The organism is Achromobacter sp. SIMBA_011, assembly GCF_046535435.1.
GTDB classification, from domain to species: Bacteria; Pseudomonadota; Gammaproteobacteria; order Burkholderiales; family Burkholderiaceae_B; genus Achromobacter; species Achromobacter dolens.
This window is the reverse complement of the sequence record NZ_JAWRWN010000948.1, coordinates 1-249: the sequence shown is the minus strand read 5'-3', so window position 1 is coordinate 249 and position 249 is coordinate 1. Positions and strand designations below refer to the sequence as shown.

2 pseudogenes are annotated in these 249 nt (G+C 68.3%); both read left to right on the top strand.

Annotated elements, in window-relative coordinates:
• A pseudogene (locus SB816_RS33800) lies at positions 1 to 132 on the top strand (5'/3'-nucleotidase SurE); the annotation flags it as partial.
• A pseudogene (locus tag SB816_RS33795) lies at positions 129 to 249 on the top strand (protein-L-isoaspartate O-methyltransferase); the annotation flags it as partial. The pseudogenes SB816_RS33800 and SB816_RS33795, both read left to right, overlap by 4 nt.

Below are 249 nucleotides of genomic sequence, written 5' to 3'. Positions count from 1 at the left end.
AGCGAGGGCACCGATTTCCACGCGATTGCAAACGGTTTCGTATCGATCACGCCGCTGCAACTCGACCTCACGCACACCCAAATGCTGCCCGCGACGCGCGACTGGGCGCGCGCGGCAGGGCGGGCTTCATGAGCGGCGAGCGCGCGAAGCGGTTTCCGCTCGCGCTCGAATATCTCAAGCGAGCGCCACGCAAATCCGACGGTCGGGCCGGCGAACGCCATGCGGCAATCGCGGCGCCGAAGGCCGCCG